Here is a 22,978-nt window from a genome sequence, read left to right as displayed (position 1 = left end):
GGCTTACCTTTTCGCGGTGGTGATCGTCCCGCCGGCGGCGAGACGTTGGGGATGGAGGGTGACCGGCGCCGGTCGGGAGAAGATCGGGAACCGGCTGGGATCGGCCGGCGGCGGGGTGGTGGGCGCTGCGATGCCAAAAGCGGCGTAGAGCGCCTGATGGATGCGGTCGGCCGTCACCGGGCGCCCCTGGCCAAGCGGGCGGCGACCGGGCGACCGACGGCGCGCTGTTGCCCGGTCAGCAGCAGGACGGCCTCCGACAGCAGGCGCATCTGTTCGTTGATGGAGCGATGCAGGGTGACCCCGGCCAGGACGCTTTGAGCGACATGGACGGCGCCGTCGATGGAGATCGGGGGCTGCACGCCGACCCACCCGCCGCTCTCGGCCGGGGCGATGGTCATGGTGGACAAAGCCCCGCCGGCAGTATCGGACAGCAGGCAGGTGTAACGCCCGTCGCCGTGATCCCGGACCGTCACCACCCGGCGGGTGATGGTATGGATGGCGGCGCCGGCAACGGCGGGGATGTCGATCTCGACCAGCCCGTCCGGCTGGGGCATGGCCCGGTACGTCATGCCGCGTCACCGCCACCGGTCACAGCGCCGTGGGGCCGGCGGGCAGCCTCGCGGGCAAGGGCCGCCGCCGTCTGCAGCGTCGCGACCAGCTCTGCCAGCTCCGAGGAGTTGTAGGCCATGAAAGGACGGGCGACGGCCCGGCCGCGGACCTTCTCGGCGTGTTGGGCCAAGCGCACTCCGCCCCGGAAGTCGACCAGGCGGAGCATGCGGGCCAGATCGTCGAAGCGGTCGGCCAGGGTGGCGGCCTGTGCCGGCGCCTGCTGCGACGGGTTCTTGGCCAGGTGGCTCAACTGGCCGGCCAAGGCGTCGAGCGACGACGCCACGGCGGCCGGTGAAATGTGGGTCATTCCATCCTCCGGGGGCAGGACCGGCAGGCGTTGCGCAGCATGCCGGCGAGTAGGGAGCGGTTGCGCTTGGCGGCCTGCTGTTCCCGGCCGCAGCGGGTGTCGTCGATGGCGCCCAGCACCGGGCAGGGCTGGGAGACGCCCAGCCTTTGCGCCACGGCGGCCTCGACACGGTCGAGGTTGGCGCCATACCGGGCGGACAGCACGAGGCTGACGGTGGCCTTGCCGTAGCCGATCGCAGCACCTGCGGCGGCCAGGCCGTCACGGTCGGCCCGCTCGGCAAGCGCCACCACGAAGGCCGGCGGCCTCCCGCTCCAAGCGGCACGAGCCTTGTCGAGGTGGCCGGTCATTCAGACACCTCTTCGGCAACGACGTTGCGGTTGGGGTCCCAAACCGCACCGCCCCGCAGCAGTTGGGGGGCGTCAGGACCGGTAACCATCAACTTCCTGAGGCGGTACCGCCCTTCGGTCGGATACGCGCCGCCGACTGCCTCGGTCAGGGTTTCCAGGTACCCGTGACGGCGCAAGGCCGCCACGTAGTTCCAGGTGTTGCTTTCCCCCGACCTGGTCAGAGAGGCCAGTTCGCGGACAGTGAAGCCGCTCCGCAGCGGTTTCATTGCCGCCCACATCCGCTCATGGGGAAGCGGAACGGGGTCCAGTTGCCCTTTCCGAAAGCGTGGGCAGCGGCGGCCGACGTCTTTGACCAACTCGTACTCGGCGGCGTCGAAGACGCTGTCCTGGCCTTTTGGTATCTTCACCGCGACCAGGCCGGCGGTGATGGTGTTTTTCAAGAAATCGAAGACGCACTTCTTCGACACGCCATTGCCCATGAGGTCGCGCGCCTTGAAGTGCCGCAGGCTTCTCATTAGCTGCCAACACCGACGGGGTCCCGCCTGCCGGATGCGGTACTTCCGCGGCATCAGGCGAACCTCCGGACCGCGGGGGCCGCACCCGTGTTGATCCGCTGGCCCGCATAGCCCGCAGCGTCGATCACCCGCAATCCCTCACCGGCGGCGTAGTCGGCGATCGTCACCAAGTTGACGGCAACCCGGCCGGTCGACCGGTAGGTCTGGTCGAGCAACTGCTGCAGCAGATCGTCGGCCACCGCGACACGCGGGCAGTAGAGGGTCGCCAACTGGCGGGCGTCGTCCATGTCGCAAGGCTCGGCCTGCACGAAGTCCAGGATCCTGCGGTGGAACCGCTCATACCGCTGCAGCTTCTGCGGCAACCCCTCCTCGCCGATCAGGACGATGGACGCGGCACCGGGCGCGGCCATGTCGTGCAAGGCGCGCACCTTGTCGATCATGTCCTTCTTGGCCAAGTGGTCGGCCTCGTCGATGATCAGCGGCCGACGGCTGGTTTCGAGTTCTTCGGCGATCTTTCCCGCAAGCTCATTGCTCGTTGCGTGCGGGGGCAGCGCCAGCCCCATGGCATCGACGATCGCGCACAACATCGCGCGCGGGGTCCAGAAGTCGTTGGCCTCGACGTAATAGGCCATGTGGTCACTGGCGCCGACCCACGCGGCGGCGCGGCTCTTGCCGTCGCCGGAGCGGCCATGGAAGACGCCGAGGCCGGGCACGTCGGGAGAGCGGTCTTTCAGCTTGATCACCAGCTCTTCCAGCAGCGTCAGGTTCCGCAGCGGTGCGAAGGATGCGGACTTGCGAGAGCGGTTCACTTTTGACATGGTGTCGTCCTTCGGTTCTGTTCTGAGCGGCCTGGTGCGCCCCACGCGCCGGGCCGTTCTTTTTGGTGTTCGTCAGGTCACTCAACGACGCGGGCGAAGGCCGCCCGGCGGGCGGCGTCGTTCTTGCGGGCGCAGTACCAAGCCGAGCTTTCGATCGACTGCAGCCATTCCAGCTCGTCCGCACCGACCTCGGCGTCGGCGGCGATCCGCGCCTCGATGTCCTGTGCGCGGCGCCACCAGCGGTCTTCCGGCTTCTCGGTGGCCGGCACCGGCGCCGCAATGCGACGGGCGATGTCAGCCGTGCGGGCTTGCTCGTTGGCGTCCCGCGGGCGTGGTGCCGAGGGGGTGACCGCGGTTATCGCCCGCTGCGCCGCGACCAGACCGACCGACGGCTGCAGCCCCGACGGTGACGGTGCGGGCAAAGCCGGCGGCGGAGCGGCGGTGGGAAGGGCGGTGACGGTGGCAGCCGGCTTGCCGATCAGCGCGTCGGCCAGATCGTGCGGCCGGAAACGCGACTTGGCCGCGCGGATCGCCGCCTTGCCGGCTTGGACGAAGCGCTTCTGCAGCTCCGCCGCCTCGGCGGCCAGGGCGGCGCGCGACAAGCCGGCGCGCTCCGGGTTCTCGGCCACACACAGGAACGCAAAGGGTTCGGAGTGGTAGACCCACACCCGCCCCATATCCTCCGGGTCCAGACGGACGTCGAAGCGGTCGCCGGTGCCGATATAGGGGATCAGGTCGGGTGCCCAAAAATCTGCGTTCTCGACCCGTATGCCCTTCTTGCTGACGGTGCGCGTGCCACCCTCGGGAGCCGGCATCAGCAGCAGGTCCAGATGGCGTTCGTTGGTCAGGCGGGCTTCCCGGCCGGCGCAGCTTTCCGCCAGGGCGTAGGGGGTGCGATCGCCCAATCCCTCATGCGGGCTGTGCATGTAGACGTTGGCGACCCAATCGTCGGCCAATTGCTGCAGCACGTCGCCGGTCAGGGCCGCCTTGAAGATGTCGGCGTCGCTCTCACCCATACGGGCGGCGAACGTCTCTCGTGACCGGATCGCCTGCCGGGTGGCGACGTTATGGCCGGTGTAACCGGGCAATAGCGGCATGAGGCCATGCTGGACCGTGCCTATCGCGCGCTCGACGTGGGGCTTTTGCTCCGGGCTGTAGGGCGTGCAGGTCGGGTGAGCGGTGCCGAGGAGGAAATAGGCGCGCTCGGCCTCGCGGGACGTGAAGTCCGACCCGTTGTCCGTCTTGATCGCCTCCGGCATTCCCCACGCCAGCACGGCGCGGCGGATCAGCAGCAGGACGGCCGAGGTGCGCGGTACGCGCGTCACCAGGATCATGATCCGGCGGGTGTAGACGTCGACCACGACATAGATGCTGTGGCGACCGTCGGTCAGCATGACATCCGACGGGCTGGCGTCGATCTCCCATAGTTGGTTCGGACGCTCGATGCCCTCGCTGTAGCTGCCCACGGCGGCGCGGTGCTTGTTCTTCCAGTCGTCGGGGTTGGTGAGTGCGAGGTGGAGTTGCCGGTTCTTCGCCTTCCAGTCCTGCCACGCATCGAGCAGGCGGCGTTCGGTCGGGATCGGGCGGGTCGTACCATCGAAGAGTTCGACATCGTCGCCGAAGCGCTGCACCAGCAGCCGGCGCACCTGATGCATGGCGAGGTGCGGGTTCTCGACCATCAAGGCGACCATGTAGCCTTTGACGTCCGCGACCGCGGTGTCGAGCACGCCGGCGCCCTTGCGGTTGCCATAGCGGCCGGCAAGGGCCATTGCGTCACCGGCTGCCCGCGCCCGCGCCCAACGTTCGAGCGACGACATGCTGATGGTGGGGCAGGCGGACCGCACCCAATCAGGCAAGTCGATTTGGCGGGCGTTGTAGAAACCGACGAATTTGTGGCGGGCGGGCGTAAGGCTGTCGCCGCTGGCGGCATGGAAGCCGTCGAAGACGGCCAGGATCGCCAGCTTGTAGTCCTGGCGCAACTGGGCCTCTATCGTCTCCGGCAGGACGGGAACGGCTGCCTTCGGTGCCGGCAAAGCCGGAATAGGGGCGATGACGGCATCGGCTGCCGCCCGGCGCCCGAGTTCCAGGCGGGCCGCCTCGGGCAGGGAAGAGACGTGGTACTCTGTACCGCCTCCACGCGCATCGCGTGTGCGGCTACGCCAGCCATCGGCCTCTGCGCGGCGCTTGATCTGGCGTTGACTGCTGGGCAACTCCGGCAGAGCGAGGTCTGCAAGTTGCGCAGCGGTGAACCAGTCCTCCGCCATGGCGGTCAGGCCCGAGTCCGGCCGGTCAGCGCCGGCCGCAAGTGCATGTATTCCCGGATCATGGCATCGCCGGCGGCCAACATCCTGGCCGCTTCGGGACCGTCGATCAGGCCGTCCGTGAAGGCGGCGGCGAACTCCGCAAAGAGCTTGCTGGCATGCTGCGCGATCTCTGCGACGTTCTGCGGGATCGTCTCTTCCGACGCGTCGATCTCGACGCGCAGCAGCGTGCATGTGGCTTCGGCTGCCAACCATTCCGTGACGACGGGGGTGGAGCAGTAGCGTTCCAATGCCGCAACGATGTCCGCGGGCATATGCGTGCTCGCGTCATCTTCGGAGTCGTTCGAATAGCGGAATAGCTGCGAACGGCTGACACGGGCGAGTTCGGCCGACCGCGCGAACCCGCCGCAGCGCTCGATCAGATCGGCTACCGCAGCCTTCAGCGTTCCGGGGCGCCGTTGCATGTAGGGAGATTTGGGCATTGATGTTCCCGTTGTGGCTGTATCAGTGCTCTGCGACCGTCGTTTACAGCGACGCTTGAGGTTGATGATGAAACTGAATGAAGAGGTCTTTTCGGCTGCAGCGCTGCGTCATCTGGACTTGGCTACGGCAGCGATGGCGGTGGCTTTGATCGACGTCGCCCGGCCGTTTGCCGGTGTCCTGCTCGACATCGCGGACGCACATTTGGGGTGGGCTGCGTCCTCGCTGGCGATCGGGCGGCTCTACCGCCGCCGCTTCTAAGCCACCCTGCGATCCGGTGGACGGGTGCGGGCGATCCGCGTTCCGTCGGCGCGGTAGCGTTCGGGGAAGAGGCGATGGACTTCGATCTCCAGGGCGCCGGCCAAAGCCTCTTCGAGCCGGACGGAGGGCAGCATCAGGGCCTGTGCGGCAGCCTGAGGCGAAACCCCCAGTTCCAAGGCGATCTTCCGGAGGCTGGTTCCTCGCCGCTTCAAACGGGCCAACACCCATTCGCGGCGAGCAAGCGGGTCGGAGGGGACGTCGTTTTGTCGTGTCATCACGTTTGCTTCAATCGACATTTCTACTGTCATACACGTCTTTTTCGACGCGCACCAGTCGAATTATGGATCTTGGACGCTGTCCGTCTTCGGCAGACGCTTGACCGGGTGCCGTAAAGCGGGTTTTTCAATGAAATCAACAACTAAGCCAACAAGCGGCAGCGGCGACGAGGTCAGGGATGAACGTCCAGCTTCGGATATCCAAGTTGGACAGCGCCTTTCCCTCGTCGTCGGCCTGTTCGACACGAAGAGATCGGCGGCGAAGGTCGCCAAAACGACGCCTGAGATGCTCGCACGGTATGTCCAGGGGGTGCATCGGCTGCCATTCGAGGTCGCGGTTCGACTGGCGGACCCGCACGGCGTGTCCCTGCAATGGTTGGCGTTCGGTGAAGGCCCAATGCGACTGGGGGATGGCGACCATGCGCCGGCCTTGCCGACAGCGTCGGACGAGGCGCTTCTCGGCAACCTGATTGAGGGCTTGGAAAGCTATCTGCTAGCCGAAGACCTGCGTTTGCATCCGCGCCACAAGGCGCGGGTGGTCGTCCTATTCCGGCGATTGCTCGATCGGCGCCGCGCGAAGATGCTTGCGGACGGACTGGATGTGCCGCCGGAACTCTCGACGGCCGGTCACCCCATCGACATCGCCGCCGATCCGGACCTTGCCGACATTGTGCGCTTGGTTCAGTAACCGATTACGTTTCGTTGCAGGCGCGAAACATTGAATCATTTGGTCGCGCAAATCTTGCGCGCTTAATGCCTTAGGTGGCATATTGGCTTCACCGCTGCAACCTCAACGGCATACCGACGTATGCCGCCAGCAGCGGGGGCCAGGGCTGGTGACCCTGGTCGCGGGATGATGGCACAACCCGTCTGAGGAGCAACATCGACCCGGTCTCGATGAGACCCCTCCCCCCACCGGCCACGCGGCAAGAGTGGGATAGCACGGAGTGTGCCAATGTGTCGTTACCCCGCGGCTGACGGTTTTCCCGAAGCCGCTGAAGTTCGCCAAATCTTCGCGATAGCCATGGCCGATCGAGACAGGCGCCGGCAAAGTAAAATGTTCACCATCGCGTGTGAGCGAACTGGTTCTTTCCCTTCTTCTCAACTCTCAGTTCGTGATATTCAAGCGCCGGCTGCAATCAACGACAATGGGCGGCTTTAAGCCGGTCGCGTCGTCATTCCCATTTTGGGTCAGCATTTTTATACTGAGAGGCAAGATGAAAGACCTACGCGAGGACGCACTGCGGTACCCGTCGGCCGCCGCCACTTTCCTTCGGGTGCTTGGCGCGCTTGTGGTGCTGGTCGGCGCACTGCTGGCACTCGACCCACGAGGCGATATGTTCGCCGGCCTGAGTGTGATCATCGGTGGCCTGATCGTGTTCGCTCTCGGCAGCCTCCGGAAGGCGCTGGGCGACGTCATCTTCGAACTACGGGCGGCGGCCAAACCGGTGACGTCAAACCATACTGCGCAGATGGACGGGTGAGGCCGGCGACGGATGGTTTGACGTGACCGGGATTTGAGGCGCACAAATCCCAACTGTTGCAAGGCGTCCGTCCCACGCGGTCCCGGCAAATCCCACCGGATCCCGGTGTCCAACTACGTCAAACCATTGGTCCTGTCACACCCCCATAGGGTTTTCACCGACGATGACGCCGCTCCCTCCCCCGGAACCGACCGCCCACCCCATCGAACCTCCCGCCACCCGGAACGGCGTGGTGGCCAGCGCCGCCTACCGTGCCGGCTGCCGCATCGCCGACGTCCCGATTGCCGAGGCCGGCAATTGGGCGAAGATGCCGGACACCTTCGTCTGGATCGGCCTGCTGGAGCCGGAGGAGGGACTGCTCGACGAGGTGAAGCACCAGTTCGGCCTGCACGAGCTGGCGGTGGAGGACGCCCTGCACGCCCACCAGCGCCCGAAGGTGGAGGTCTACGGCGACAGCCTGTTCATGGTCCTGCGCACCGCACGCCTGGAGAACAACGAACTGATGCTGGGCGAAACCCATGTCTTCGCCGGCAAGGGCTATGTCGTCACGGTCCGCCATGGCGCGTCCAGCAGCTACGCAACGGTGCGGGCGCGGGTCGAAAGCGCGCCGAGCCTGCTGAAGCATGGGGAGGATTTCGTCGTCTACGCCATCATGGACCATGTCGTGGACTGTTATTTCCCGGTGCTCGACCAGTTGGCCGCGACGGTCGACGACCTGGATACCCGCCTGATCTCGCGCCCCCCCGGCATGAACGACGTCGAGTGCATCCACCAGCTCCGACGCGACATGGAGCGGCTCCGCCGCAACGCCTCGCCGCTGCTGGAGGTGTGCTCGCGGCTGGAGCGCTTCGACCTGCCGATCATCGATCCGGTGATGCGGCCCTATTACCGCGACGTCCAGGACCATGTGATCCGCGTCAACGACCAGATCGGTTCGCTGCGCGAGGTGCTGTCCTTCGCCTTCGAAACCAGTATGATCCTGGCCGCGGGGCGGCAGAACGACGTGACGCGCAAACTGGCCGCCTGGGCTGCCATCCTCGCCGTGCCAACGGCGATCGCCGGCCTCTACGGCATGAACTTCGAGCATATGCCGGAGCTTCACTGGCGCTACGGCTACCCGGCGGTGCTGGCGGTGATCGCCGTGAGCTGCGTCGCCCTGTATGTCCGCTTCAAGCGGGCGGGCTGGCTGTGACAGTGGATCGTGGTGCGAGGGGTGGGACGATGAAAGAGTCTAGGGATACACTGCACGTCCTGCTGGACGCCTATCTGCGCTGCCCGGTGGAGGCCGCCCGCAGCGACCTGGAGCAGGCGCTCCGCAGCTACCAGACGGAGTGGATCCGCGCCCGCGCCGGGGACGAGGCGCCGCCGCTTCCCGCCCCCGCCCTGGCCCCGGCCCCGGCGGCTCCTCCCGCCAAGCCTGCGGTGGACAGGCCGAAGTTCCCGATCGCCGCTGCAGACATCGAGGTGCTGTCGAGGCTGGCCGAGGGCTGGATGGGCACCACCGCCGACGTGAAGCGCTGGGCCTGGTTCGAGAACCGCGAACTGGTGAGCCTGGAGCCGAACCCCGCCGGCAAGGGGCCGGAGCTGCTGCGCCTGACCCCGCTCGGCTGGGCGGCGCTGGGGAAGGCACCGCCGGCGTGATCATCGCCGCCCGGCGGCGCCGGGCGCTGCGGGTATGCCTCGGTGAGCCCTATGGTGGTGGAGCGGAAGCGGGCCGCCGCCGGCGCCCAGGATCGGGGTCAGTTCACCTGCGGCAGAGCGAAGATCTGGCCGGGATAGATCAGGTCGGGATCGCGGATCTGGTCGCGGTTGGCGGTGTAGATGGTGGTGTAGAGCATGCCGTCGCCGTAGGTGCGGCGGGCCAGGCGCCACAGGCTGTTGCCGGGCTGGACGACGAGCTTGCGCCCGTCGGTGAGGTCCGCCGGCATGGCCGAGACCTGGACAGGCAGTTCGGCGCGGGCGATCACCTTGCCGCTTTGCGCGACCTGGTCGGCACGCAACGTGTAGAGGCCGGGGTCGATCAGCTTCTCCGGCGACAGGCGCCAGTTGCCCTTGGGATCGGTGTGGGCGCTGCCGACCAGGATATTGTCGAGATAGAGCTGCACCGCGCTGTTCGGCGTCGCCCGGCCGCCGAGGGCGACCCGCCCCGCCGGATCATAGTCGAGCGTCTCGACCGTCACGCCACCGGGAGGGGCGGGCGCCCCGCGGTCCGGCACCGGTGGCGCCTGCAGGACCGAGCTGCCGCCGGCTGACGGGACGACGCCGGCCAGACCGTCGCGCGGCACCGCCACCGCGACCGCCGTCCGCTCCTCCGCCTGCGCGGCCGCGGCCGAACCGGCGCTCTGGGCCTCCGGGATCGTCACCACCACCACCTTGTCGGCAGGAACAGGCGCACCGGCACCGGGGGCCGTCGCCGAGAGGCTCAACTCGCGGGTGCCGGAAACCAGCGGCCTGTCCGGCAGCATGACCCATTCACCGCGCTGGTCGGCCTTGGCGGTGGCGATGGCGACACCGCCCTCGCTAACCGCGACTTCGGAGCCGGGAGCCGCCCGTCCGGCCATCACCGTCGCTCCATCGGGAGCCACCCGCACCACGTCGAAGCTGGGCGCCGGCGGCGTGCCGGCCGCCTGATCCCTTGCCGGGTCCCCGGGCCGCTCCTTGAGCTGTTCCTTCCGCGCGTCCGCCGGGATCCGCGCCGCCACGCCTTGGACCGCCGGAGCGGCCGACGTCAGGCCTCGCTCCGCCGGCTGCGCTCCGGGCACCGGATTGGCCACCGGCCACAGGGCCACCGCCGCGGCTCCGCCGAGCAGAGCCACGCCCACAACTGCGAACAGCGCGTTTCGTTTCACCTGAGCACCCATCCGGCGGCCCGCCAACAGAGGCGGATGGCCGATCATAGCAGAACTCAAGGGCGCAAAAGAATGGTGCCGTTGGAGCACGTGCGTCCGCCTGAAGAGGCGGATTGCCCCTACCAAAGCAGGATGCATGCACGGGTTCCGGCAGCTTACTCCACCGCCGGAACCGTCTTGAGGTAGGCGGCGATGGCCGCCCGGTCCTCGGCCGTGAGCTTCGAGGTGCTGTTGCGCACCACCTCGCCCATGGCGCCGCCGACGACGTCGCCTTCCGGGGTCAGGCCGGTTTCCAGCAGCAAGGTGAGGTCGCCGTCCGACCAGCCGCCGATCCCCTTGCCGGTCGCGCCGGTGACGTTCGGCACCTTGTCGCCGTCGGGACCGTCGGGATTGCCGGCCAGATAGCGGTCGGCCTCCATGGCGCCGAGGAGGTTACGCGGCGTATGGCATTCGCCGCAATGGCCCAACGCGTCGACGAGGTAGCGCCCGCGGTTCCAGGCCGCCGGCCGCGCAGGCTCGTCGGGCCGCGGCCCGGGGGTCAGGTACATCCATTGCCAGGCCGGCAGCAGGAACCGCCAGGAGAAGGGCGGCGACAGGTCGTGCGGCTTGTTGGGGGCCGCCGCCGCCGTCTGGGCGAACAGGTAGGCCTTCAGGTCCAGCAGGTCGCCGTCGGTCATCAGCGTGTAGCTGGCGTAGGGAAAGGCCGGGTAGAGGGCGGTGCCGTCCGGCCGCACCCCCTCGCGGAAGGCGCGGATGAAGTCGGCATCGCTCCAGCGGCCGATTCCGTTGGCCGGATCTGGGGTGATGTTCGGGGTGTAGAAGGTGCCGAAGGGCGTCTTCAGCGCCCGTCCGCCGGCCAGCGGCTCCCCGCCGCCCTCGGAGGCGGTGTGGCAGCCCTGGCAGCCGGCGGCATGGAAGAGGTAGGCGCCGCGCTCAGCCGCGCTGCCGGCCGTGGTGGCGGGCATGCTGGCGACCGCTCCGCCGGGCGCTCCGTCATCGGCTGCGGCGCCGCCCGCGAACGCGAGCGGCAGCGCCAGGACCACGACCGGAAGTGTGCGACCCATCGTCAGTTCTTCTTGATGCGGAAGTCCTCGTGGCAGCCGCCGCAGGTCTTCGAGGTGGCGGCGAGCGCCTGGGCGACCTGCGCACGGTCGCCTCCCTGCAGCGCCGCCTGCAGCTTCTGCGCCGCCGGCTGCACGGCGCCCCAGTCGCTTTGCGCCTTGCTCCAGTTCTTCCACAGCTCGGGCTTGGCGGCACTGTCGCCGACCCCGACCTCGGTGCCTTCGGGGAAGACCGCCTTGGGATCCTTGCCCGACGCCGCCACCAGGGCCGCGACCCCCTTGGACGCGTCCTCGGCGGTTGCCCCCTCGCCCTTCACGTATTTGGCGACGGCGCCCAGTCCGCCGCCCATCGCCTTCATCGTCTGCTGGCGCTCCTTCACCTGCGCGGCCGGATCGGCCGCGCCGGCCGTGCCCGACGACAAGCCGAACAGGGCGAAAAGCAGGCCGGCGACGGATGTCGCAGCAAGGACGTTGACGACGCGGTTGTTCATGTGGTCCCTCCCGATGAAGCCATGGCCCTGAAACGGTGGCTGTGCCGTGGTTGACGCGGCGCCCTCACCCGATATTCCATGGTGCTCACCAGGATTTTTGACGCTCCCTCTTCAGGATGAGGCGGGGGTGGGAAAGGTTGACCCGCGATGAAGAGCCTGTCGTCCGTCTGCGTCTATTGCGGCGCCTCCAGCCGCGTCGCCGATGTCCACAAGGAAGCCGCCCATGCGCTGGGCGACGGGCTGGCGCGGCGCGGCATCCGGATGATCTACGGCGGCGGCCGGGTCGGGCTGATGGGCATCTGCGCCGACGCCGCGCTGGCCGCCGGCGGCGAGGTGGTCGGCATCATCCCGGAGCACATCCAGTCGGCCGAGGTCGAGCACACCGGCCTGACCGAACTCCACGTCGTCGACAGCATGCACACCCGCAAGCGGATGATGGTGGAGCGCGCCGACGCCTTCGTCATCCTGCCGGGCGGGCTCGGCACGCTCGACGAGGCCTTCGAGATCCTGACCTGGAAGCAGCTCCGGCTGCACGACAAGCCGATCGTCGTCGCCGACGTCGACGGCTACTGGCGCCCGCTGCTCGGGCTGATCGACCATATGGTCGCCCAGGGCTTCGCCCGCATCGACCGTTCCGCCCTCTACCGCGTCGCCGACCATGTCGACGGAGTGTTCGAGGCGCTGGAGGGGATGCCCCAGCCGTCCCACCCGGTCCAGCCCCGCAAGCTGTAACGGCTTCCCGCGGTTATCCCCGGACTTCCCATCCTGTGGATAACTTCTGTGCACAGCTTTTGTGGAGGGTACCCCGCCCTTCGCAGAGCGTTCGCGTTATGTTTCTGCTATTGTAGCCGCCATGAGCAACCAGACCTCCTCGCTGTTCGATCCCCGCCCCTCCGCCGCGGTCAAGCCGACGGCGGAGTACCGAACGCCCCCCAACAACGAGGAGGCGGAGCAGGCGCTGCTGGGCGCCATCCTGGTCAACAACAAGGCCTACGAGAAGGTCGGCGAGTTCCTGCGGCCGGAGCATTTCTACGATCCGGCGCACCAGCGGATCTTCGGCGCCATCACCAAGATGATCGACCGCGGCCAGATCGCGAACCCGGTCACGCTGAAGGCGGTGTTCGACAACGACCCGGACCTGGCGGTCGACGGCGGCGCCGCCTACTTGGCGGAGCTGGCGGCCAACGTCGTCACGGTGGTGAACGCCGGCGACTACGGCCGCACCATCCACGACCTGTTCATCCGCCGGCAGTTGATCGAGGTCGGCACCGACATGGTGAACGAGGCGTACCGCCACGACCTCGACATCACCGCGCTCGACCAGATCGGCGAGGCGGAGAAGCAGCTCTTCGACCTCGCCTCCACCGGCGACGTCCAGGGCGGCTTCGTCGCCTTCGGCGAGTCGGTGAAGCACGCCATCGCCACGGCCGAGGTGGCCTTCCGCCGCTCCAGCCACGTCACCGGCGTCACCACCGGCCTGATCGACATCGACCGCAAGCTGGGCGGCCTGCACCCGTCGGACCTGATCATCCTGGCCGGCCGGCCGTCGATGGGCAAGACGGCGCTCGCCACCAACATCGCCTTCAACGCCGCCAAGGCGCACATGCGCTCCAGCGGGCAGGAAGGCGGCGTCGTCGGCTTCTTCTCGCTGGAAATGTCGGCGGAGCAGCTCGCCACCCGTATCCTCGCCGACGAGGTGCAGGTGCCGGGCGACAAGATCCGCCGCGGCGAGATCCGCGACACCGATTTCCCGAAATTCGTCCAGGCCAGCCAGGATCTGGCGCGCTGCCCCTTCTACGTCGACGACACGCCGGCCCTGTCGGTCGCCGCCGTTCGCACCCGCTGCCGCCGGCTGAAGCGCACCTCGGGCCTCAGCATGGTGGTGGTCGACTACCTGCAGCTCCTGCGCGGCTCGTCGAGCCGCGGGTCCGAGAACCGGGTGCAGGAAATCTCCGAGATCACCCGCGGCCTGAAGGCCATCGCCAAGGAACTCGACGTGCCGGTGGTGGCGCTGTCGCAGCTCAGCCGTGCGGTGGAACTGCGCGAGGACAAACGGCCCCAGCTCGCCGACCTGCGCGAGTCGGGCTCGATCGAGCAGGACGCCGACGTGGTCATGTTCGTGTTCCGCGAGCAGTACTACCTGGAGCGCGCCGAGCCGTCGCGCCGGCCGGACGAGAGCGACGACAAGTTCAACGACCGCTACCAGCGCTGGCAGCAGCGCCTGGGCGAGGTGCACAACACCGCCGAGGTGATCATCGCCAAGCAGCGCCATGGTCCGATCGGCACCGTGCGCCTCTACTTCGACGGCCAGTTCACCAAGTTCGGCGACCTCGACCAGCGCAATCACGACGACGAATAACAGGACGACAGACGTGTCCGCGACCGATCCTTCCGCCAGCGCCGGCGCCATCCTCACCGTCGACGTGGGGGCGGTCGTCGCCAACTGGATGCAACTCCGCGACCGGGTGGCGCCGGCCGAGTGTTCGGCCGTGGTCAAGGCCGACGCCTATGGGCTGGGCGCTGCACGCATCGTGCCCGCCCTGGCGGCGGCCGGCTGCCGCAGCTTCTTCGTCGCCCAGTTCTCGGAAGCCCTGGCCGTGCGCCGGGCGCTCGACGGCACCGGCGGCACCGTGGCGGCGCAGGCGGAGGTGGCCTCGCTCGGCGGCCTGCCGGCCGGCTGCGAGGCCGACTTCCTGGCCGCCCGCATCCTGCCGGTGCTGAACCACGCCGGCGAGATCGCCGCCTGGAGCGCCTTCGCCCGCAGCCGCGGCGAAAGGCTGCCGGCGATCATCCACATCGACACCGGCATGAACCGCCTCGGGCTCGGCCCGGACGAACTGGACGACCTGGCCGGGCACCCGGAGCGGCTGGACGGCATCGACGTCCGCTATTGGATGACCCATCTCGCCTGCGCCGACGAGTTCGACAACCCCATGACCGGAGCGCAGCGCGAGCGCTTCCGCGCGGCGCTGGCGCGCCTGCCCAAGGCGCGGGCCAGCTTTGCCAACTCGTCGGGCATCTTCCACGGCCGGGACCATCATTTCGACCTCGCCCGGCCGGGCTGCGCGCTGTACGGCATCAACCCGACCCCGCATCTGCCCAACCCGATGGGCGGCGTGATGCGGCTGGACGCCCGCATCCTGCAGGTGCGCGACTGCGCGCCGCCGATGACGGTCGGCTACGGCGCCGCCCACGCGGTTGCCGGACCGGCGCGGATCGCCACCATCGGCGTCGGCTATGCCGACGGCTACCTGCGCACGCTCGGCGGCAAGGGCCATGTGCATGTCGATGGGACTCCAGCCCCGATCGTCGGCCGCATCTCCATGGACCTGATCACCATCGACGTCACCGGGCTGCCCGAACCGGCGGCCCGGCCCGGGCGAATGGTCGAACTGATCGGCCCGAGCCGCCCGGTCGATCAGGTGGCCGCCGAAGCCGGCACCATCGGCTACGAGATCCTGACCTCGCTCGGCCGCCGCTACCACCGGGTCCATACCGGCGCCTGAGGCACCGGCGGCAGGACCGGCATGGATCGCACGCGGGCGCCCACGCCGCGGCGAGGATGTCGCTGCACCAATGCGAAGTCCAAGGATGACCGCAGCGCACATCGGTGCTATGACCGCATCGCCCCAACGAACCTCAACAAGGATGCGGGCCGACTGATGGGTTTCCTCGCCGCCACCGGCCGGGCCTTCCTGATCTTCCTGGAAGCGACCGGCCGTCTTGCTCTGTTCACCGGTTCGGCCCTGTCGCACTGCGTGCGCCCGCCGCTCTACCCGCGGCAGATCCTGCGCCAGATGATCGACATCGGCTATTATTCGCTGCCGGTGGTCGGGCTGACGGCGCTGTTCACCGGCATGGTGCTGGCGCTGCAGAGCTACAGCGGCTTCTCCCGCTTCCAGGCGGAGGGCGCCATCGCCACGGTGGTGGTGCTGTCGGTGACGCGCGAGCTGGGACCGGTGCTGGCCGGCCTGATGGTCGCGGGGCGCATCGGCGCCGCGATGGCGGCGGAGATCGGCACCATGCGGGTGACCGAGCAGATCGACGCGCTGTCCACCCTGTCGACCAACCCGCACAAGTACCTGGTCGCCCCGCGCCTGATCGCCGGCCTGACCATGCTGCCGCTGCTGGTGATCGTCGCCGACGTCATCGGCGTGTTCGGCGGCTTCCTGGTCGGCGTCTACCGGCTGGACTTCAACGCCGCCAGCTACATCAACCGCACCTGGGAGTTCCTGCAGCCGGTCGACGTCATCTCCGGCCTGGTGAAGGCGGCGATCTTCGGCTTCCTGATCGCGCTGATGGGCTGCTACCACGGCTACCACTCCAAGGGCGGCGCCCAGGGCGTCGGCGCGGCCACCACCAACGCGGTGGTGTCGGCCTCCATCCTGATCCTGGTGTGGAACTACCTGATCACCGGCATCTTCTTCTCGACGAAGTGAGCGCTGAAGCCATGACCGATCCCAAGATCGCGCTCCCGAAAATCGCGCTGAAGGGCGTCAGGAAGCAGTTCGGCCCGAAGAAGGTGCTGAACGGCATCGACCTGGAGGTCGGCAAGGGCGAGTCGCTGGTGGTGATCGGCGGCTCGGGCACCGGCAAGTCGGTGATGCTGAAATGCATTCTCGGCCTGCTGGCGCCGGATGCCGGCTCGATCATGGTCGACGGCGTCGAGACGACGAAGCTGCGCACGCGTGAGCGCGAGAAGCTGCTGCACAAGTTCGGCATGCTGTTCCAGGGTGCCGCCCTGTTCGACAGCCTGAAGGTATGGGAGAACGTCGCCTTCGGCCTGATCCAGGGCGAGCACATGCCGCGCGCCCAGGCCAAGGAGATCGCCATCGCCAAGCTCGGCGCCGTCGGCCTCAGCCCCGACGTGGCCGAGCTGTCGCCGGCCGAGCTGTCGGGCGGCATGCAGAAGCGCGTCGGCCTGGCCCGCGCCATCGCCGACGAGCCGGAGATCATCTTCTTCGACGAGCCGACGACCGGCCTCGACCCGATCATGGCCGACGTCATCAACGAGCTGATCGTTCAGTGCGTGAAGGACCTCGGCGCCACCGCGGTCACCATCACCCACGACATGGCCTCGGCCCGCAAGATCGCCGACCGCGTCGCCATGATCTACGAGGGCCGGATCATCTGGACCGGCCATGCCGGCGACATCGACCATTCCGGCAACGCCCATGTCGACCAGTTCGTCCATGGCCGGGCCGAGGGGCCGATCAAGATGCAGGTGCGCGCCCTGTAACGGCGGCGGTCGCCGCTGCCGGCCGCTGCCCCGGCTGCGCCCGCACATGCCGGCATACCCGCGCGAGCCGCACCCGCAGGGAACGCACCGGGGTTTCGGGAGTTGTTCACCACGGACCTCCCGTTTCCCCGAAGGGCTCCATCCTTGAGTCTGCACCCGGCGACCGCTCCGGATTTCGACATCGACGAGGCGTTCCGCCGCCTGCGCGTCGCCGTCGCCCCCTACCCGAAGGCGGCGATGTTCGAGCTGCGCGACCGCGGCCGTGCCTCTCCCTTCGAGCAGCTCGTGGCAAGCCTGATCTCCGCCCGCACGCGCGACGAGACGACGCTGGAGGTGTCGGAGCGCCTGTTCGCCATCGCCGATACCCCGGCGGCGATGGCTGCGCTGCCGGAGGAGCGGCTGGTGGAGCTCCTGCACGGCGCCACCTTTCCCGAGCCCAAGGCCCGCGACATCCGCGAACTGTCGCGCCGCATCGTCGAGGAGCATGACGGCGAGGTCCCCGACACGCCAGACGCGCTGATGAGCTTCCACGGTGTCGGGCCGAAGATCGCGGCGCTGACGCTGGCGGTCGGCTTCGACATCCCCGCATTGGCGGTCGATGTCCATGTCCACCGCGTCACCAACCGCTGGGGCTATGTCGCCGCGCGCACGCCAGAGAAGACGATGACCGCCCTTCTGGCGGTGCTGCCCAAGCGGTATTGGGTGGAGATCAACGAGCGGCTGGTGCCTTTCGGCAAATGGATCTGCACCGGCGAGCGTCCGCGCTGCTCGACCTGCCCGCTGTTGTCGATGTGCGCACGGGTGGGCGTCACCGGTTCCCGCTGAACCGATTGATGCAGATCCTGGCGGAGGTGCCGGCTGGCCGGTAGAAGGGCGCCGTCTTCCATCCCTCCTGAGGCTCCGCGATGATCGTCTATGCCCTGCGCTGCGCCTGCGGCCACGAGTTCGACCGCTGGTTCGACAATATGGCCGACTATGATGCCAAGAAGTCCGCCGGCCTTCCCTGCCCGTCCTGCGGCGGCACCGACGTTGCCAAGGCGATCATGGCGCCCCGCGTCGGCAAGGCGCAACCCGCCCCGGCTCCCGCCTGCACGCCGGCCTGCGCCCCCGGCGGTTGCGGCGGCGGCGGGTGCCCGGTGATGTCGATGATGTGATGGGGCGCCCCTTCCCTGATCCTCTCCCGTGAAGCGGCGAAGGGTCAGGGAAGGGGCAGAGGTCTGAAAGCCGGAAGGCTCGGCCGTCAGCGCCGCCGGGCGTCGGCCGTCAGGCGCGGTCCCGTCGTCAGTTCCTCGCGGCGGCGGGGGCCTCCGAAGCTCGGCTCGACGCGGGTGTCGCGCGGCCGGTCGTCGCCGGCCGGGGCGCCGCGCAGCGGATCGGCACCACGGCCACTGCGCCACCAGGCAAAGCCGATGCCGCCCAGCGTCGCGGCAACCAACCCGGCGACACCGTAGCGTGCGGCGTTGGACTGCCAGATCGGCGTGCCGCTGCCGATCGCGGGCGCCTCTTCCACCACCGCCGGCCGCCCGTCCGGCGTGGTCGCAGACACGGCCCCACGGGGCGCCGCCTGCGGCACCGGCCCGTCGGCGGCGGTGTGGGCCGCCGGGGCGGCACCGGTACCCGCAGCGGGAGCGGCAGAGGATGCCACGGCGGATGGTGCCGGACGCGCCGCCGGGGCGGCCGGTTCGGTGCGGCTGGCGGAGGAGGACGCAGAGGAAGAGGAAGAGGACGAAGAGGAGGACACCGGAGCGCCGCCGAACTGCGCCATGCCGCCGACCGTCTCGTTTCCGGCGGAAACCCGGCCGGTGGGGGCGGCGCGCGGTGCCACCTCCTTGTCACGGTGGGTCTGGCCGACCTGGCTCTTCGACAGGCTGCCCATGGTCGGCGTCGCCTTCTTCTCGCGCTCCGCCATCATCTTGCCGACGGTGGCCTGGTCGAGGTTGCCGGTGGCCGGCAGGCCGACCGACTTCTGGTAGGCGCTGAGGGCGGCGCGGGTTTCCGGCGTCATCTGGCCCTTGGGCCGGCCGCCGATGTCGAACCCCTTCTCCTTCAGGATGATCTGCGCCCACTGGATGTCGGCCGCCCCCGGCTCCGCCCTTGCGGTTGCCGGCGTGCCCAGTGCCAGAGCCGATGCGATCACCACAGCAACCGCGGCGCCACCTTGCATCCGCCGCGCAATCCCAGACATGCCCATTCCTCCGTCCGTGACACCACACCGACCACAGAGCCACGACATGCCCCGCTCGCCGGGGCAACGACCGTGTTACCAGATTGCGGCACTTTTCCGCTGGCGATTTTGGTGAGTCTGTGTTGTCCCCCGTGCAGCGTTGCCGAAAAGGCGCGCTGCCGAAATCGCCTGCGAAAATGGATCGGCCGGGCCGCCACGTGCTACCGTCATTTCGGAGACAAATCCGGGGTAGCGGGAGGAGGCCGAGGAGCATGACCGGGTTCAGGATCGCTTGCCCCCTGGCTGCGCTGGCCGCAGTCACCCTACTGTCCGGCTGCGGCGGCCCGCCGGCCTATCGCGATTGGGCGGCCGGCGAGCAGGTGCCGACCATCGCGTTCGACGAATGCAACGAACAGGTGGACGACAGCATGCGCCTGCGCGGTTATCCGCTGCGCCCGCTGCCGGAGACGCCGCAATTCCAGTACCGCAGGGCGATCTTCGCCCAGTGCATGCGGCGCAAGGGCTACAGCCAGGAGAATTGACGCCTACCGCCCGCCGGCGAAATGCAGGTAGGCCAGCGCCCCGGCCAGCGTGCCGACCAGGATCACTGCCAGATAGATGCGCAGCGGCAGCGCCACGGTTTCCTTCGCCTTGCGCGGGCGGGCAGCCCTCGTCCGGCGCGGCACCGCCGCCGGCGCGGCCTTGGCCGGCGGCCGGCCCCTCGTCGGGTCGTGCAGCTCGATCAGCGTCCAGGTGAACTCCATCCCGTCATAGGCGGAGTCGGCATTGTAATCGAGCTGGATCAGCCGGAAATAGGCGCGTGGGTTGACGCCGACCATCTGCTGGAACCGTGCCCTGGCCTGCGGCAGGTCCTCTCCGACCTCGAGCGTCTTCCAGCCCTGGCCGCGCGCCTTCTGGATGGCGTAGCGGGTCGGCTGGGGCGGGCGGGGAGGCGGCATGGCTCACACGGTCTGGAAATCGGCCGCAGGGTACCACACCCGGCCCCCGGGAAGGTTTGCCCGGATCGCGCCACTCGTGGCCAAGCCCCGAAAAGCCTGCGGACCCGATGGTCATGCAGCGCTCCCGGACCCGCCCACAAGGGGGCGCTGTTCGGAAATCCCGCTCAGGCCACCGGAACCGCGTTGTTGCGGATGACCGACGCGTACCAGTCGTAACTTGCCTTCGGCCGACGGGCCAGCGTCTTGCGGTCGACCTCGACCAGACCGAAATGGCGGCGGTAGCCCTCCGCCCACTCGAAGTTGTCCAGCAGCGTCCAGGCCATGTAACCCTTCAGGTTGCAGCCCTCGTCGATCGACTTGGCGGCGGCCAGCAAATGGCCGCGCAGATAGGCGATGCGGTCGCCGTCATCCACCTGACCGTTCGGGCCGGGCGTGTCGGGATAGTCGGCGCCGTTCTCCGTCACATAGACCGGCGGATTGCCGTAGCTCTCCTGCAGATCGGACAGGATCTCGGACAGCCCGTCCGGCTCCACCGGCCAGTCCATGCCGGTCTTGCGCGTGCCTTCCGGCGGCGAGCCGTAGCCGGTGCCGAACAGCCCGCCAGGATCGGGCTGCTGGTGCATGCGGCTGTAGTAGTTGACGCCGAGGAAGTCGACCGGCTGGCGGATCCGCTCCAGGTCGCCGGCGCGGGCGATGGCGCCGAACTCGGCGGCCAGCAGTTCCGGGAAGCTGCCCTTGAACAGCGGGTCGAGGCAGGAGCGGTTCCACACCGCGTCCCACATCAGCGAAGCCGGATAGTTCGAGTCGAGGCCGCCGACCGGCCAGGAGGGCTGCAGCGACAGCACGGTGCCGAGCTGCCACCCCTTGCCGCCTGCCTGCCGCAGCGCCGCCAGCGCCGTTCCCTGGGCGAGGTTCTGGTGGTGGATCGCCTTCAGGCAGGTCGTGCGCCCGGTCATGCCCGGCGCATGCCCGCCGGTGCCGTGGCCGAAGATGGCGACCACCGACGGCTCGTTCAGCATCACCCAGTGCTTGGCGCGGTCGCCCAGCCGCGCCGTCACCGCCAGGGCGTAGTCGGTGAACCAGCCGGCGATGTCGCGGTTGGTCCAGCCGCCCTTGTCCTGCAGCGCCTGCGGCAGGTCCCAGTGGAAGAGGCAGGGCCAGGGCTGGATGCCGCGGGCCAGCAGCGCGTCGGTCAGCCGGTCGTAGAAGTCGAGGCCCTTGGCGTTGACCGAGCCTGTCCCCTGCGGCAGCACCCGCGGCCAGGCGATGGAGAAGCGGTAGGCCTGCATCCCGGCCCGCGCCATCAGTTCCACATCCTCCGCGTAGCGATGGTAGTGGTCGCAGGCGACGTCGCCGGTGTCGCCGTTGGCGATGCGGCCGAAGGAGTGGCTGAAGCTGTCCCAGACGCTGGGGCCGCGCCCATCCTCGGCCACCGCCCCCTCGATCTGGTAGGAGGAGGTTGAGACGCCCCACAGGAAGCCCTGTGGAAAGGCGACCCGCTCCACCGCGGGGCCGCCGGGCGCCGCCTGGACGCCGCCGCGGGTCAGCGCCGCCAGCGTGCCGCCGCCGAGCGTCGCCGCCGCCGCACCCTTCATGGCCGCCTTCAGGAAAGCCCGCCGCTTCATCGCCTCGCCCCATCGCTCCAAATCCCGGAGGCGCACTCTATGCGGTCCGGCGGCTTTGGCAACGGCGGGTTTCCCCAGTGTCGTGATTCTTATGGGCTTCACCTCGCCGGAATCGTCGCCGACAGCCGCGAAGGCGCCGGCATCGCCATAGGCGAACGCACAGCCGCTGGGCTATGATGGCGGCATGCACGAGCTATTCCCCTTCCTGTTGGTCCTGGCGATGCTGGCGGTGGTCGGCTCGCTGTTCGTCGGCCTCTTCTTCATGGCCCGCGGCGGCCAGGGCGATCCCCGCCGCTCCAACAAGGCGATGCGATTGCGCGTCATGCTGCAGGGCGCCGCCCTGCTGCTGTTCGTCCTCGCCATCCTGACCCAGGGCTGACGCGACCATGGTGAAGCTGACCAAGATCTACACGCGCGGCGGCGACGCCGGCGAAACCTCGCTCGGCGACGGCAGCCGGGTGCCCAAGCACGACCGCCGCGTCGCCGCCTACGGCACCGTGGACGAGGCGAACGCCGCCGTCGGGCTGGCCCGCCTGCATACCCGCGACCTGCCCGACGCCGACGCCATGCTCGGGCGCATCCAGAACGACCTGTTCGATCTCGGCGCCGACCTGTGCACCCCGGAGGAGGAGGCGCCGAAATACCCGCCGCTGCGCATCGTCCAGGCCCAGGTCGACCGGCTGGAGGCGGAGATCGACGCGATGAACGCCGACCTGGCGCCGCTGACCTCCTTCATCCTGCCCGGCGGCTCGCCGGCCGCCGCCCACCTGCACCTCGCCCGCACCGTCGCCCGCCGGGCGGAACGGCTGATGACCGACCTGGCACGGCACGAGCCGGTGAACCCGGCGGCGCTGAAATACGTCAACCGGCTGTCCGACCACCTGTTCGTGCTGAGTCGCGTCGCGAACCGGAATGGTGCCGATGACGTGCTATGGGTTCCGGGGGCCAATCGCTGACGAAAGCTGCCGCAAAGAGAGCGACCGGAACGGGTCGGCGGCATGTCGGGGCGTCATTGACAGTGGTAATGCCAGATCCTATGGTCCGTTCGCAACCACAGCAATTTTCGCGGTGTTCGCCGTAACAGGCGCACGTCCAGCAGCCAGGGTGAGTTATGAAAGTCCTCGTCCCCGTTAAGCGAGTGGTCGACTACAACGTGAAGGTCCGCGTGAAGGCGGACGGCAGCGGCGTCGAGACCGCCAACGTGAAGATGAGCATGAACCCCTTCGACGAGAT

30 protein-coding genes and 1 pseudogene are annotated in these 22,978 nt (G+C 68.7%); 16 read left to right on the top strand and 15 right to left on the bottom strand.

Annotation, left to right across the window (positions count from 1 at the left end):
- Positions 1 to 3 precede the first annotated feature (3 nt).
- The 8 genes from J2850_RS19840 to J2850_RS19805 form a co-directional block, all read right to left on the bottom strand.
- Positions 4 to 177, bottom strand: coding sequence for a hypothetical protein (locus tag J2850_RS19840; protein WP_209985151.1), 174 nt, complete (start codon positions 175 to 177; stop codon positions 4 to 6).
- On the bottom strand, positions 174 to 569 hold the full coding sequence (locus J2850_RS19835; RefSeq protein ID WP_209985148.1) for a hypothetical protein: 396 nt from the start codon (positions 567 to 569) through the stop codon (positions 174 to 176). The genes J2850_RS19840 and J2850_RS19835 overlap by 4 nt, the downstream gene beginning before the upstream one ends.
- Complete coding sequence (locus tag J2850_RS19830) at positions 566 to 916, bottom strand: hypothetical protein (RefSeq protein WP_209985145.1); 351 nt, start codon at positions 914 to 916, stop codon at positions 566 to 568. Before J2850_RS19830 ends, J2850_RS19835 begins: the two co-directional genes overlap by 4 nt.
- Positions 913 to 1,263: a hypothetical protein gene (locus tag J2850_RS19825; protein ID WP_209985141.1), complete on the bottom strand. Its 351-nt coding sequence runs from the start codon at positions 1,261 to 1,263 to the stop codon at positions 913 to 915. The genes J2850_RS19830 and J2850_RS19825 overlap by 4 nt, the downstream gene beginning before the upstream one ends.
- The gene (locus J2850_RS19820; protein ID WP_209985138.1) at positions 1,260 to 1,778 is read right to left on the bottom strand and encodes a hypothetical protein; all 519 of its coding nucleotides are present in this window, start codon (positions 1,776 to 1,778) and stop codon (positions 1,260 to 1,262) included. The genes J2850_RS19825 and J2850_RS19820 overlap by 4 nt, the downstream gene beginning before the upstream one ends.
- Positions 1,779 to 1,831: 53 nt before the next feature.
- Positions 1,832 to 2,596, bottom strand: coding sequence for an AAA family ATPase (locus tag J2850_RS19815; RefSeq protein WP_209985135.1), 765 nt, complete (start codon positions 2,594 to 2,596; stop codon positions 1,832 to 1,834).
- 77 nt (positions 2,597 to 2,673) lie between these two features.
- A complete protein-coding gene (locus tag J2850_RS19810; RefSeq protein WP_209985132.1) occupies positions 2,674 to 4,860 on the bottom strand; it encodes a Mu transposase C-terminal domain-containing protein in 2,187 nt (728 codons plus the stop codon).
- A 5-nt stretch (positions 4,861 to 4,865) separates the two neighbouring features.
- A complete protein-coding gene (locus J2850_RS19805; RefSeq protein WP_209985130.1) occupies positions 4,866 to 5,339 on the bottom strand; it encodes a phage regulatory CII family protein in 474 nt (157 codons plus the stop codon).
- 64 nt (positions 5,340 to 5,403) lie between these two features.
- Here J2850_RS19805 and J2850_RS19800 point away from each other — a divergent pair, with 64 nt between their 5' ends.
- Positions 5,404 to 5,598, top strand: a complete 195-nt coding sequence (locus J2850_RS19800; protein ID WP_209985127.1) for a hypothetical protein — start codon at positions 5,404 to 5,406, stop codon at positions 5,596 to 5,598.
- Here the strand turns inward: J2850_RS19800 and J2850_RS19795 are convergent.
- Positions 5,595 to 5,894, bottom strand: a complete 300-nt coding sequence (locus J2850_RS19795) for a helix-turn-helix domain-containing protein (RefSeq protein ID WP_209985124.1) — start codon at positions 5,892 to 5,894, stop codon at positions 5,595 to 5,597. The genes J2850_RS19800 and J2850_RS19795 overlap by 4 nt on opposite strands.
- Positions 5,895 to 6,003: 109 nt before the next feature.
- On the opposite strand from J2850_RS19795, the gene J2850_RS19790 reads away from it, so the two are divergent.
- The 4 genes from J2850_RS19790 to J2850_RS19775 all read left to right on the top strand — a co-directional run bounded on the left by J2850_RS19790 (position 6,004) and on the right by J2850_RS19775 (position 8,998).
- Complete coding sequence (locus J2850_RS19790; protein ID WP_209985121.1) at positions 6,004 to 6,561, top strand: helix-turn-helix domain-containing protein; 558 nt, start codon at positions 6,004 to 6,006, stop codon at positions 6,559 to 6,561.
- 385 nt (positions 6,562 to 6,946) lie between these two features.
- The gene (locus tag J2850_RS19785) at positions 6,947 to 7,357 is read left to right on the top strand and encodes a hypothetical protein (RefSeq protein ID WP_209985118.1); all 411 of its coding nucleotides are present in this window, start codon (positions 6,947 to 6,949) and stop codon (positions 7,355 to 7,357) included.
- Positions 7,358 to 7,520: 163 nt separating this feature from the next.
- Positions 7,521 to 8,549 carry a magnesium/cobalt transporter CorA gene (corA, locus tag J2850_RS19780; RefSeq protein WP_209985115.1) on the top strand — a complete coding sequence of 343 codons (1,029 nt, stop codon included), beginning with the start codon at positions 7,521 to 7,523 and terminating at the stop codon, positions 8,547 to 8,549.
- A gap of 29 nt (positions 8,550 to 8,578) precedes the next feature.
- Positions 8,579 to 8,998 carry a hypothetical protein gene (locus J2850_RS19775; protein ID WP_209985112.1) on the top strand — a complete coding sequence of 140 codons (420 nt, stop codon included), beginning with the start codon at positions 8,579 to 8,581 and terminating at the stop codon, positions 8,996 to 8,998.
- A gap of 98 nt (positions 8,999 to 9,096) precedes the next feature.
- Here the strand turns inward: J2850_RS19775 and J2850_RS19770 are convergent, their stop codons facing one another.
- The 3 genes from J2850_RS19770 to J2850_RS19760 all read right to left on the bottom strand — a co-directional run bounded on the left by J2850_RS19770 (position 9,097) and on the right by J2850_RS19760 (position 11,758).
- On the bottom strand, positions 9,097 to 10,206 hold the full coding sequence (locus tag J2850_RS19770) for a LysM peptidoglycan-binding domain-containing protein (RefSeq protein WP_307354494.1): 1,110 nt from the start codon (positions 10,204 to 10,206) through the stop codon (positions 9,097 to 9,099).
- Positions 10,207 to 10,361: 155 nt separating this feature from the next.
- A complete protein-coding gene (locus J2850_RS19765; protein WP_246513267.1) occupies positions 10,362 to 11,270 on the bottom strand; it encodes a cytochrome c in 909 nt (302 codons plus the stop codon).
- 2 nt (positions 11,271 to 11,272) lie between these two features.
- Positions 11,273 to 11,758 (bottom strand): c-type cytochrome, encoded by a 486-nt coding sequence (locus tag J2850_RS19760; protein WP_209985107.1) that lies wholly within the window; start codon positions 11,756 to 11,758, stop codon positions 11,273 to 11,275.
- Positions 11,759 to 11,905: 147 nt separating this feature from the next.
- On the opposite strand from J2850_RS19760, the gene J2850_RS19755 reads away from it, so the two are divergent.
- From J2850_RS19755 to J2850_RS19725, 7 genes are all read left to right on the top strand, one after another.
- Entirely contained in the window at positions 11,906 to 12,490 is a 585-nt protein-coding gene (locus J2850_RS19755) for an LOG family protein (protein ID WP_209985104.1), read from the top strand.
- 121 nt (positions 12,491 to 12,611) lie between these two features.
- Positions 12,612 to 14,117 carry a replicative DNA helicase gene (locus J2850_RS19750; protein WP_209985101.1) on the top strand — a complete coding sequence of 502 codons (1,506 nt, stop codon included), beginning with the start codon at positions 12,612 to 12,614 and terminating at the stop codon, positions 14,115 to 14,117.
- Between the two features lie 13 nt (positions 14,118 to 14,130).
- The gene (gene alr, locus J2850_RS19745; RefSeq protein ID WP_307354493.1) at positions 14,131 to 15,264 is read left to right on the top strand and encodes an alanine racemase; all 1,134 of its coding nucleotides are present in this window, start codon (positions 14,131 to 14,133) and stop codon (positions 15,262 to 15,264) included.
- Between the two features lie 156 nt (positions 15,265 to 15,420).
- Positions 15,421 to 16,197: an MlaE family ABC transporter permease gene (locus J2850_RS19740; RefSeq protein ID WP_209985095.1), complete on the top strand. Its 777-nt coding sequence runs from the start codon at positions 15,421 to 15,423 to the stop codon at positions 16,195 to 16,197.
- A gap of 11 nt (positions 16,198 to 16,208) precedes the next feature.
- The gene (locus J2850_RS19735) at positions 16,209 to 16,997 is read left to right on the top strand and encodes an ABC transporter ATP-binding protein (protein WP_209985092.1); all 789 of its coding nucleotides are present in this window, start codon (positions 16,209 to 16,211) and stop codon (positions 16,995 to 16,997) included.
- Positions 16,998 to 17,141: 144 nt separating this feature from the next.
- Positions 17,142 to 17,822, top strand: a complete 681-nt coding sequence (locus J2850_RS19730; RefSeq protein WP_246513265.1) for an endonuclease III domain-containing protein — start codon at positions 17,142 to 17,144, stop codon at positions 17,820 to 17,822.
- An 80-nt stretch (positions 17,823 to 17,902) separates the two neighbouring features.
- Complete coding sequence (locus tag J2850_RS19725; protein ID WP_209985089.1) at positions 17,903 to 18,151, top strand: DUF1178 family protein; 249 nt, start codon at positions 17,903 to 17,905, stop codon at positions 18,149 to 18,151.
- Between the two features lie 86 nt (positions 18,152 to 18,237).
- Here the strand turns inward: J2850_RS19725 and J2850_RS19720 are convergent, their stop codons facing one another.
- Positions 18,238 to 19,182, bottom strand: coding sequence for a peptidoglycan-binding domain-containing protein (locus J2850_RS19720; RefSeq protein WP_209985086.1), 945 nt, complete (start codon positions 19,180 to 19,182; stop codon positions 18,238 to 18,240).
- Between the two features lie 251 nt (positions 19,183 to 19,433).
- On the opposite strand from J2850_RS19720, the gene J2850_RS19715 reads away from it, so the two are divergent.
- Positions 19,434 to 19,703 (top strand): hypothetical protein, encoded by a 270-nt coding sequence (locus J2850_RS19715; RefSeq protein ID WP_209985083.1) that lies wholly within the window; start codon positions 19,434 to 19,436, stop codon positions 19,701 to 19,703.
- A gap of 3 nt (positions 19,704 to 19,706) precedes the next feature.
- Here the strand turns inward: J2850_RS19715 and J2850_RS19710 are convergent, their stop codons facing one another.
- Both J2850_RS19710 and J2850_RS19705 read right to left on the bottom strand, forming a co-directional pair.
- On the bottom strand, positions 19,707 to 20,120 hold the full coding sequence (locus tag J2850_RS19710) for a hypothetical protein (RefSeq protein ID WP_209985081.1): 414 nt from the start codon (positions 20,118 to 20,120) through the stop codon (positions 19,707 to 19,709).
- Between the two features lie 164 nt (positions 20,121 to 20,284).
- Complete coding sequence (locus tag J2850_RS19705) at positions 20,285 to 21,745, bottom strand: GH1 family beta-glucosidase (RefSeq protein WP_209985078.1); 1,461 nt, start codon at positions 21,743 to 21,745, stop codon at positions 20,285 to 20,287.
- Positions 21,746 to 21,929: 184 nt separating this feature from the next.
- Here J2850_RS19705 and J2850_RS19700 point away from each other — a divergent pair, with 184 nt between their 5' ends.
- The 3 genes and pseudogenes from J2850_RS19700 to J2850_RS31830 form a co-directional block, all read left to right on the top strand.
- Positions 21,930 to 22,124 (top strand): twin transmembrane helix small protein, encoded by a 195-nt coding sequence (locus J2850_RS19700; RefSeq protein ID WP_209985075.1) that lies wholly within the window; start codon positions 21,930 to 21,932, stop codon positions 22,122 to 22,124.
- Between the two features lie 7 nt (positions 22,125 to 22,131).
- Positions 22,132 to 22,701 carry a cob(I)yrinic acid a,c-diamide adenosyltransferase gene (locus J2850_RS19695; protein ID WP_209985072.1) on the top strand — a complete coding sequence of 190 codons (570 nt, stop codon included), beginning with the start codon at positions 22,132 to 22,134 and terminating at the stop codon, positions 22,699 to 22,701.
- 155 nt (positions 22,702 to 22,856) lie between these two features.
- Positions 22,857 to 22,978 (top strand): annotated as a pseudogene (locus tag J2850_RS31830) (electron transfer flavoprotein subunit beta/FixA family protein); the annotation flags it as partial.

This window comes from Azospirillum picis, from assembly GCF_017876115.1.
GTDB classification, from domain to species: domain Bacteria; phylum Pseudomonadota; class Alphaproteobacteria; order Azospirillales; family Azospirillaceae; genus Azospirillum; species Azospirillum picis.
The sequence above is the reverse complement of the archived record's forward strand: the minus strand, read 5'-3'. Positions and strand labels throughout refer to the sequence as shown.

Bases quoted from the DNA above. Each gene is read 5' to 3' on its own strand.
- J2850_RS19810 (WP_209985132.1), bottom strand. From the start codon at position 4,860: ATGGCGGAGGACTGGTTCACCGCTGCGCAACTTGCAGACCTCGCTCTG.
- J2850_RS19800 (WP_209985127.1), top strand. From the start codon at position 5,404: ATGATGAAACTGAATGAAGAGGTCTTTTCGGCTGCAGCGCTGCGTCAT.
- J2850_RS19765 (WP_246513267.1), bottom strand. From the start codon at position 11,270: ATGGGTCGCACACTTCCGGTCGTGGTCCTGGCGCTGCCGCTCGCGTTC.
- J2850_RS19700 (WP_209985075.1), top strand. From the start codon at position 21,930: ATGCACGAGCTATTCCCCTTCCTGTTGGTCCTGGCGATGCTGGCGGTG.
- J2850_RS19720 (WP_209985086.1), bottom strand. From the start codon at position 19,182: ATGTCTGGGATTGCGCGGCGGATGCAAGGTGGCGCCGCGGTTGCTGTG.
- J2850_RS19825 (WP_209985141.1), bottom strand. From the start codon at position 1,263: ATGACCGGCCACCTCGACAAGGCTCGTGCCGCTTGGAGCGGGAGGCCG.
- J2850_RS19775 (WP_209985112.1), top strand. From the start codon at position 8,579: ATGAAAGAGTCTAGGGATACACTGCACGTCCTGCTGGACGCCTATCTG.
- J2850_RS19820 (WP_209985138.1), bottom strand. From the start codon at position 1,778: ATGAGAAGCCTGCGGCACTTCAAGGCGCGCGACCTCATGGGCAATGGC.
- J2850_RS19735 (WP_209985092.1), top strand. From the start codon at position 16,209: ATGACCGATCCCAAGATCGCGCTCCCGAAAATCGCGCTGAAGGGCGTC.
- J2850_RS19805 (WP_209985130.1), bottom strand. From the start codon at position 5,339: ATGCCCAAATCTCCCTACATGCAACGGCGCCCCGGAACGCTGAAGGCT.
- J2850_RS19790 (WP_209985121.1), top strand. From the start codon at position 6,004: ATGAAATCAACAACTAAGCCAACAAGCGGCAGCGGCGACGAGGTCAGG.
- corA (WP_209985115.1), top strand. From the start codon at position 7,521: ATGACGCCGCTCCCTCCCCCGGAACCGACCGCCCACCCCATCGAACCT.
- J2850_RS19815 (WP_209985135.1), bottom strand. From the start codon at position 2,596: ATGTCAAAAGTGAACCGCTCTCGCAAGTCCGCATCCTTCGCACCGCTG.
- J2850_RS19740 (WP_209985095.1), top strand. From the start codon at position 15,421: ATGGGTTTCCTCGCCGCCACCGGCCGGGCCTTCCTGATCTTCCTGGAA.
- J2850_RS19755 (WP_209985104.1), top strand. From the start codon at position 11,906: ATGAAGAGCCTGTCGTCCGTCTGCGTCTATTGCGGCGCCTCCAGCCGC.
- J2850_RS19835 (WP_209985148.1), bottom strand. From the start codon at position 569: ATGACGTACCGGGCCATGCCCCAGCCGGACGGGCTGGTCGAGATCGAC.
- J2850_RS19830 (WP_209985145.1), bottom strand. From the start codon at position 916: ATGACCCACATTTCACCGGCCGCCGTGGCGTCGTCGCTCGACGCCTTG.
- J2850_RS19715 (WP_209985083.1), top strand. From the start codon at position 19,434: ATGACCGGGTTCAGGATCGCTTGCCCCCTGGCTGCGCTGGCCGCAGTC.
- J2850_RS19750 (WP_209985101.1), top strand. From the start codon at position 12,612: ATGAGCAACCAGACCTCCTCGCTGTTCGATCCCCGCCCCTCCGCCGCG.
- J2850_RS19725 (WP_209985089.1), top strand. From the start codon at position 17,903: ATGATCGTCTATGCCCTGCGCTGCGCCTGCGGCCACGAGTTCGACCGC.
- J2850_RS19760 (WP_209985107.1), bottom strand. From the start codon at position 11,758: ATGAACAACCGCGTCGTCAACGTCCTTGCTGCGACATCCGTCGCCGGC.
- J2850_RS19705 (WP_209985078.1), bottom strand. From the start codon at position 21,745: ATGAAGCGGCGGGCTTTCCTGAAGGCGGCCATGAAGGGTGCGGCGGCG.
- J2850_RS19710 (WP_209985081.1), bottom strand. From the start codon at position 20,120: ATGCCGCCTCCCCGCCCGCCCCAGCCGACCCGCTACGCCATCCAGAAG.
- J2850_RS19795 (WP_209985124.1), bottom strand. From the start codon at position 5,894: ATGTCGATTGAAGCAAACGTGATGACACGACAAAACGACGTCCCCTCC.
- J2850_RS19695 (WP_209985072.1), top strand. From the start codon at position 22,132: ATGGTGAAGCTGACCAAGATCTACACGCGCGGCGGCGACGCCGGCGAA.